Source organism: Aromatoleum evansii (genome assembly GCF_012910805.1).
Taxonomy (GTDB): domain Bacteria; phylum Pseudomonadota; class Gammaproteobacteria; order Burkholderiales; family Rhodocyclaceae; genus Aromatoleum; species Aromatoleum evansii.
This window is the reverse complement of record NZ_WTVK01000118.1, coordinates 1-5293: the sequence shown is the minus strand read 5'-3', so window position 1 is coordinate 5293 and position 5293 is coordinate 1. Positions and strand designations below refer to the sequence as shown.

The 5293-nt window shown below is 64.3% G+C and carries 8 protein-coding genes; 6 read left to right on the top strand and 2 right to left on the bottom strand.

The window, feature by feature from the left end; genetic code table 11:
* Positions 1–83 precede the first annotated feature (83 nt).
* From GO615_RS27035 to GO615_RS27010, 6 genes are all read left to right on the top strand, one after another.
* Positions 84–656 carry a hypothetical protein gene (locus GO615_RS27035; RefSeq protein WP_169132946.1) on the top strand — a complete coding sequence of 191 codons (573 nt, stop codon included), beginning with the start codon at positions 84–86 and terminating at the stop codon, positions 654–656.
* Positions 640–1050 (top strand): hypothetical protein, encoded by a 411-nt coding sequence (locus tag GO615_RS27030; RefSeq protein ID WP_169132945.1) that lies wholly within the window; start codon positions 640–642, stop codon positions 1048–1050. The genes GO615_RS27035 and GO615_RS27030 overlap by 17 nt, the downstream gene beginning before the upstream one ends.
* Before the next feature lie 117 nt (positions 1051–1167).
* Positions 1168–1485 (top strand): hypothetical protein, encoded by a 318-nt coding sequence (locus tag GO615_RS27025; protein WP_169132944.1) that lies wholly within the window; start codon positions 1168–1170, stop codon positions 1483–1485.
* Positions 1486–1487: 2 nt separating this feature from the next.
* On the top strand, positions 1488–1862 hold the full coding sequence (locus tag GO615_RS27020) for a hypothetical protein (RefSeq protein ID WP_169132940.1): 375 nt from the start codon (positions 1488–1490) through the stop codon (positions 1860–1862).
* 217 nt (positions 1863–2079) lie between these two features.
* Positions 2080–3261, top strand: a complete 1182-nt coding sequence (locus GO615_RS27015) for a site-specific integrase (protein ID WP_169132943.1) — start codon at positions 2080–2082, stop codon at positions 3259–3261.
* A 287-nt stretch (positions 3262–3548) separates the two neighbouring features.
* Complete coding sequence (locus tag GO615_RS27010) at positions 3549–4049, top strand: hypothetical protein (RefSeq protein ID WP_169132942.1); 501 nt, start codon at positions 3549–3551, stop codon at positions 4047–4049.
* A 28-nt stretch (positions 4050–4077) separates the two neighbouring features.
* On the opposite strand, the gene GO615_RS27005 is transcribed toward GO615_RS27010, so the two are convergent.
* Both GO615_RS27005 and GO615_RS29430 read right to left on the bottom strand, forming a co-directional pair.
* Positions 4078–4809: an NYN domain-containing protein gene (locus tag GO615_RS27005; protein WP_169132941.1), complete on the bottom strand. Its 732-nt coding sequence runs from the start codon at positions 4807–4809 to the stop codon at positions 4078–4080.
* A gap of 393 nt (positions 4810–5202) precedes the next feature.
* The coding region (locus tag GO615_RS29430) for an IS3 family transposase (protein WP_339379976.1) at positions 5203–5293 on the bottom strand (91 nt) is incomplete at its 5' end.

The window sequence follows — 5293 nt, the reverse complement described above, 5'->3', positions numbered from 1 at the left end:
CTTCCCCGCCCTGCCGATCCCCCATGACTGTCACCCGTCATGGGGGATTTTGCTTTTACGGGGCGAATTTTCAGGAGGTTTCCATGAACACTCTGACTCAGACGCCGTACGTGCGCCTGCGGCGCGAGCATGCGATGAAGCTGGGCGCCCGCGCCATCGGCGGCGTGACCTACGAGCTGCTCGCCAACGACGCGCGCGACCGGCTCTTCATCACGATCGTTGGCAACGACGGCGCGGGCTGCTGGAGCCGCGAGGTGGTGCCGCTCAGCGACGTCGAGGAGGTCGTCGCCTTGACCGGCCGCGATCCCTTCCCCACCCGGCGGCTGGCCGGGGCGTTCGTCGGACGCTCGGTCAACAACCCGGGCTTTCTCGCGGCGGCGCTCGCGCGCGAGGGGCTGGTTCAGCCGGCACCCAGCGTCAAACATCACCTGATCGCGGTCGGGGATTGGGCCGAGTGGCGTCGTGCGGTGCTGGCGATACCGGCGATGCCAGCGGAAGTGGTCGAGGCGCCGCCGGAAGAATGTCGGGCGAACGACGCAGTGGCCCCGGTGGGCGAGGCAGCGCCTGCTGAGCTTGGCGCGGTCGATGCCGAGGTGGCGGTGCCGAAGGGGCGTCGTAGCGCGAAGCGGGGAGATGGCGATGCGCGCGATTCGTGATCCGGAGGCGGTCTCGGCGTTTCCGGATGAGGGGCTCGCCGCCTTCCTTCTGGAGCGCTTTGACGGGATGGTCGAGTCGGGCGAGGTCTTCGATCCGGACACCCACGGGTGGTTTCTCGTTGTCGAGCCGGGCGACGATCCGGACGCGGCCGATCGGTGTTTCGATTGCTTTCCGCTGCTCACCAGCCCGACGGGTGGCCTGCGCTACGGCGAGCCAGGTTTCCAGTCGCCCTTCGAGTGGGTGGTCGATCACGGCGCCTTCTACGAGGCGGTCATCGTGCAAAGCGATGGCGGCGAGTTCGTCGGGGTGATCGTGCCCAAGCAAGACGGGATCGATCCGCGGCTGCTTGCCTACTGCGCGGTGCATGCGGTTGATGAGCCGCCGGAGCTGTAGCCGTCGGCGCCATCGCCGTTCGTTGTTTTGCTGGTTCGCTGTTTCGTTCCGTTGCTTCGTTTCTTTCACGCCCAAGGCTCATCGGCCTTGGGCGTTTTGCTTTCAGGAGGATCAATCATGATGGTGATGAAGACGCCCGAGTCGGGCACGGCTTCGGCCGTGGGGCCCCTCTTCCCGTTGGGGCGGGTGGTCGCGACGCCAGGGGCACTGCGGCTGCTCGAGGCGTACGCGGTCTCGCCCAAGACGTATCTCGCGCGCCATGCGGCGGGCGACTGGGGCGAGGTGTGCGCGGCCGATCAGCACGCCAACCTCGCCGCGTTGCGGGAGGAAGGGCGCTTGTTGTCGGCGTATCGGCTGCCCGGGGGCGAGCGGGTGTGGGTCATCACGGAGTGTGACCGCTCGGTAACGACCTTGCTGCGGCCCGAGGAGTACTGACGATGGCGGGCAACGCTTATCCGCCGCCCCTCGATGCCGGGGTGGCGCGCATCGTCGGCTGGCTCGACGCGAACCGACGCGAGGCCTTCGAGGAGCGCGCGGCAATCATGGAGTACGACGCGAAGCTCGCTCGATTGGAGGCCGAGCGGCTGGCTCTGATCCAGACTTTGTCGCATTACGGCTTCCCCGTGGGCGGTGCCATGCGTGTGCTGCGAACGGAGATGGACCGGCGCGCGATCTGGGTGCTGGCGAGCGATCCGGCTTCGGCCTGCGCACGGCTCCGCGCGTCGGGTTACCCGGAGCCGATCGAGGAGGCGCTCGATGTCGTCGTCCGATCCCGGTTTGGGGGTCTGGCGTTTCTGGCCGGGGCGCCCTAGCGCGGATGCGTCGACGCGGCGCGCGAAACACCGGCAATGCACCGGCGGGGATTCGCCCCCGCCACCTTTACTTACCCCCCTCCCCCATTGCTCGAAGCGGCCCATGGTTTGATGGCCGGCGGCGGCGTTCTCGCGGACGCGGTACACCGGATCTAAAGGACTGTGGGCTGCTTCGCTGCGCTGGCGGCGGGGTGTCATCGATTCAAGGAGGTTCTTTATGTCACGCCCCACGCGATTCAAATTCACGACGCGGGCGATCGAGCAGCTGCCGGCGTGTCCGGCCACGTTGTCGGCGAAGGCGTTGGAGTTCAGCGATACGGAGGTCGCGGGCTTCAAGGTCTGCGTGAGCAAAGCTGGGCGAAAGACTTTCCTGCTGCGCTATACCTATCGTGAGATGAAGCGCGCGGTGCGCATCGGGGAGTTCCCGGCGACCTCGCTCGTCGATGCGCGCAAGATTGCGCTGGAGATGCGCGCCCAACTCGATCGCGATATCGATCCTCAATCAGGCCGCGACCGCGATCGGGCCTCCCCGCTCTTCTCGGCGTTCGTCGCCGAGTATCTTGCCTACGCGCGGGCTCACAAGCGCTCGTGGAAGGATGACGTCGGGCGGCTACGCACGATCCTGCCGCGCTTCGGCGGTCACCGCTTGAGCGAGATCAGTCGCCGCGAGATCGAGCTCTTCCTGATGGATGTGCGGAAGACGCACACGCCGGCCACGACGAATCGCTATCTGTCGCTGCTGTCGGCAATCTTCAAGCGTGCGGTGCTGGTGGAGTGCCTGGAGCGGAATCCGTGCGCGGGCGTTCAGCGCCTGACCGAGAACAATCTGCGTCAGCGCTTTCTGTCGAACGATGAAATCGGGCGACTCCTCACCGCCATGAAGCTCGCGCCGCCCGAAGTCCGGATCGCGGTGGCGGCGCTCAAGTTCCTGCTCCTCACCGGCGTTCGCCGTCGGGAGGCTTTGCATGCCCGCTGGGAGCACGTGGATTTCGAGCGGCGGGTGCTCTTCGTGCCGCATTCGAAGAGCGGGCGCTCGAAGTATGTGCAGCTCAACGATGCTGCGATCGCGCTGCTCGCGGATCTCCCGTCGCGGGCCGGAAACGGATGGATTTTCCCGAGCCGGCGGGATGCGTCGAAGCCTCTGTGCGACCCCCGAAAAACGTTCTGGACGCTGCTCGATGCGGCCGGCATCAGCGATCGGCCGAGACTTCACGACTTGCGGCATACATTCTGTTCGCTCGCGATCAACGCCGGGCAAACGTTGTACGTCGTCCAGGGACTCGTCGGGCATGCGTCGCCGCAGACCACCATGCGTTATGCCCACATCGCCAACGGCACGCTGCGCGAAGCGAGCCAAGCAGTAGCGGATGCGGTAGCGAAGGCGACCCTCCACACTTGAGTAGCCACCCAGGCGTCCCGGGGGATCCGAGGCGCCTGAGTTTGCCCCCTGCGGAAACGGAGGGGGATTTTTTTGTCGCATTCAATCGGAGTTTGGCTGGCAATGCTTACGGGGCGAGCGCTATCATTTCCAAAAGACATATGAACCCACGTCCGTTAAGGGGCCCTCTGATGTTGCGTCGCCTACTCCTTGGGCTCATCGCCCTACTGCTCGTACCCGCCCTAGCTCGTGCTGCCGATTGCACCTCGAGCATTAAGGGTCGATCAGTTCGACTGGCTTACAGCAGCTTGGATTACTTCAAGCAGGATACGTCGATCCGCGATTTGGCTGCATCGCGAACGCAAGGCATCTGCCCCGGTTACGTCATTTTGCAACATCTGACTCCAACGCTGACCGACAAGCAGCGTGAGCCGTTCTGTCTGAATTTTGATGCGCAGGCCGGCACTTACCGCGGCATTTCGCTGGGACAACGTAACGCTTACGGCGTATGCAGTACCCCCGGCCGGGTCTGTGAATTCGTCAATGCGAAGAAGGAGGCCGCGTTGGCCCTTGCGGGGCTTGGCGCAGGCGCGTCGGGAGGGGCCACTGCCGCTGCAACTGCAGCAGGCGTAACCGCGGTGACGCACAGCTCAGGAGCGGTCATCCTTACCGGGAGTGCCGGGTATATTGGCGGCACCCTTGGTACCCTTGGCGCCGGGGCCGTAGCGATCCTTACCGCGCCGGCCGTACTGGCTGGTGCCACGCTCAGTCTCGTCACTGTGGGCGGTGCCGTCTATGTTTGCGGCTAGGCCTTGAGATCCGACATCAAAGCGCCCCTTAGAAGACGAGGCGTTTCTCCGACCCCGCGCCCACTTCCTTCAGGTTTGGAATGGCGCTAACGATTTTCGTCCGCGTCGCCTTGTCGTGCCCCATCTGGGAGAGGACCTGCCCGACGGCCGATGCGGCATAGCCGCCCTGCTTGTTCGGACTCAACGTCTGTCGGATCTTGGTTATCGCGGCAGTGACGATCTTCGCATCGATCTTTGCCGGCGTACCATTCACGGCTTGAGGACGTGGCACAGGCGCAGGCGCGATCTGAGCAGCCTGGGATACCACGGCCGGCGTCGGGGGTGCCTGCGGTGGCGACAGCAGAACAACCGGGACATCCACTGTCAGCGGTGCTCCGTTCGCCGCTGCACCGACTGCGAGCATGGCATTATGTCCACGCGCGACGAGGCACTCCGTAGCCGCTATGAACAGCTCGTCGCGTGAGATGACGAGGATGAGCACTGCAGAATCGGGCTCGCTGTGATAGTAGGGTGCCAGTTCGAACATAAGCCGTGCGTCGGCCGACTGCTTGCGGACCGGCGCGACATGGCAGCTTACTACGGTGTCTGGCAAAGCCCCCTTGAGGGCTTGCTCCCAACCCCGGACGCGATCGCCCGTACCGTTACCGGCAATGATGGCGCGCACCTCCAGTCGCTCCACGGCCTTAAGGAAGCGGCATAGCGCGCCAGCCAGCGCCGGGGGTTGGTTGTCCGCATCAACAAAAATCAGCGTGTAAGGCATGGCACTTAGGTGGTTGTTGCAGGCGGGGCGTCTCCTCGACATCCTACCTCATGCATACGCCATCGCCATCAAACCTTGATGGTGTAATAGAGAAGGTCGAACGGCGAGTGCCGTTTGGACCTTCTTGTTGCTCGTGTTGAAGCAATTGAGCACCAACGTCTGCCGTCATCCGTCCTGCTCTGCAAATCAAAAAACAGGGGCGACTGCGCGCCTCACCCCTCATGTTGAGCCCTTTAGCTGGAGGGGGACTCCGGTCCCCGGCTCTACCGCGGTCACCATAGGAGCCCGGCCAGGTAGGCGCCAAACCTTGATGAGTCCGGCTTTCTCCAGCCGGCGCAACGCGTCGGACGCGGCGTAGTGGCCTGCCCCCGATTCTCCGGACAGTTTCGGTAGCTACACAGCCACCATATTTTCTTCAAACTGAACCGGGCTGAGATATCCAAGCACGGAGTGACGCCGCCGCGGATTGTAGAAGCGTTCAATG

Bases quoted from the DNA above. Each gene is read 5' to 3' on its own strand.
- GO615_RS27035 (WP_169132946.1), top strand. From the start codon at position 84: ATGAACACTCTGACTCAGACGCCGTACGTGCGCCTGCGGCGCGAGCAT.
- GO615_RS27030 (WP_169132945.1), top strand. From the start codon at position 640: ATGCGCGCGATTCGTGATCCGGAGGCGGTCTCGGCGTTTCCGGATGAG.
- GO615_RS27025 (WP_169132944.1), top strand. From the start codon at position 1,168: ATGATGGTGATGAAGACGCCCGAGTCGGGCACGGCTTCGGCCGTGGGG.
- GO615_RS27020 (WP_169132940.1), top strand. From the start codon at position 1,488: ATGGCGGGCAACGCTTATCCGCCGCCCCTCGATGCCGGGGTGGCGCGC.
- GO615_RS27015 (WP_169132943.1), top strand. From the start codon at position 2,080: ATGTCACGCCCCACGCGATTCAAATTCACGACGCGGGCGATCGAGCAG.
- GO615_RS27005 (WP_169132941.1), bottom strand. From the start codon at position 4,809: ATGCCTTACACGCTGATTTTTGTTGATGCGGACAACCAACCCCCGGCG.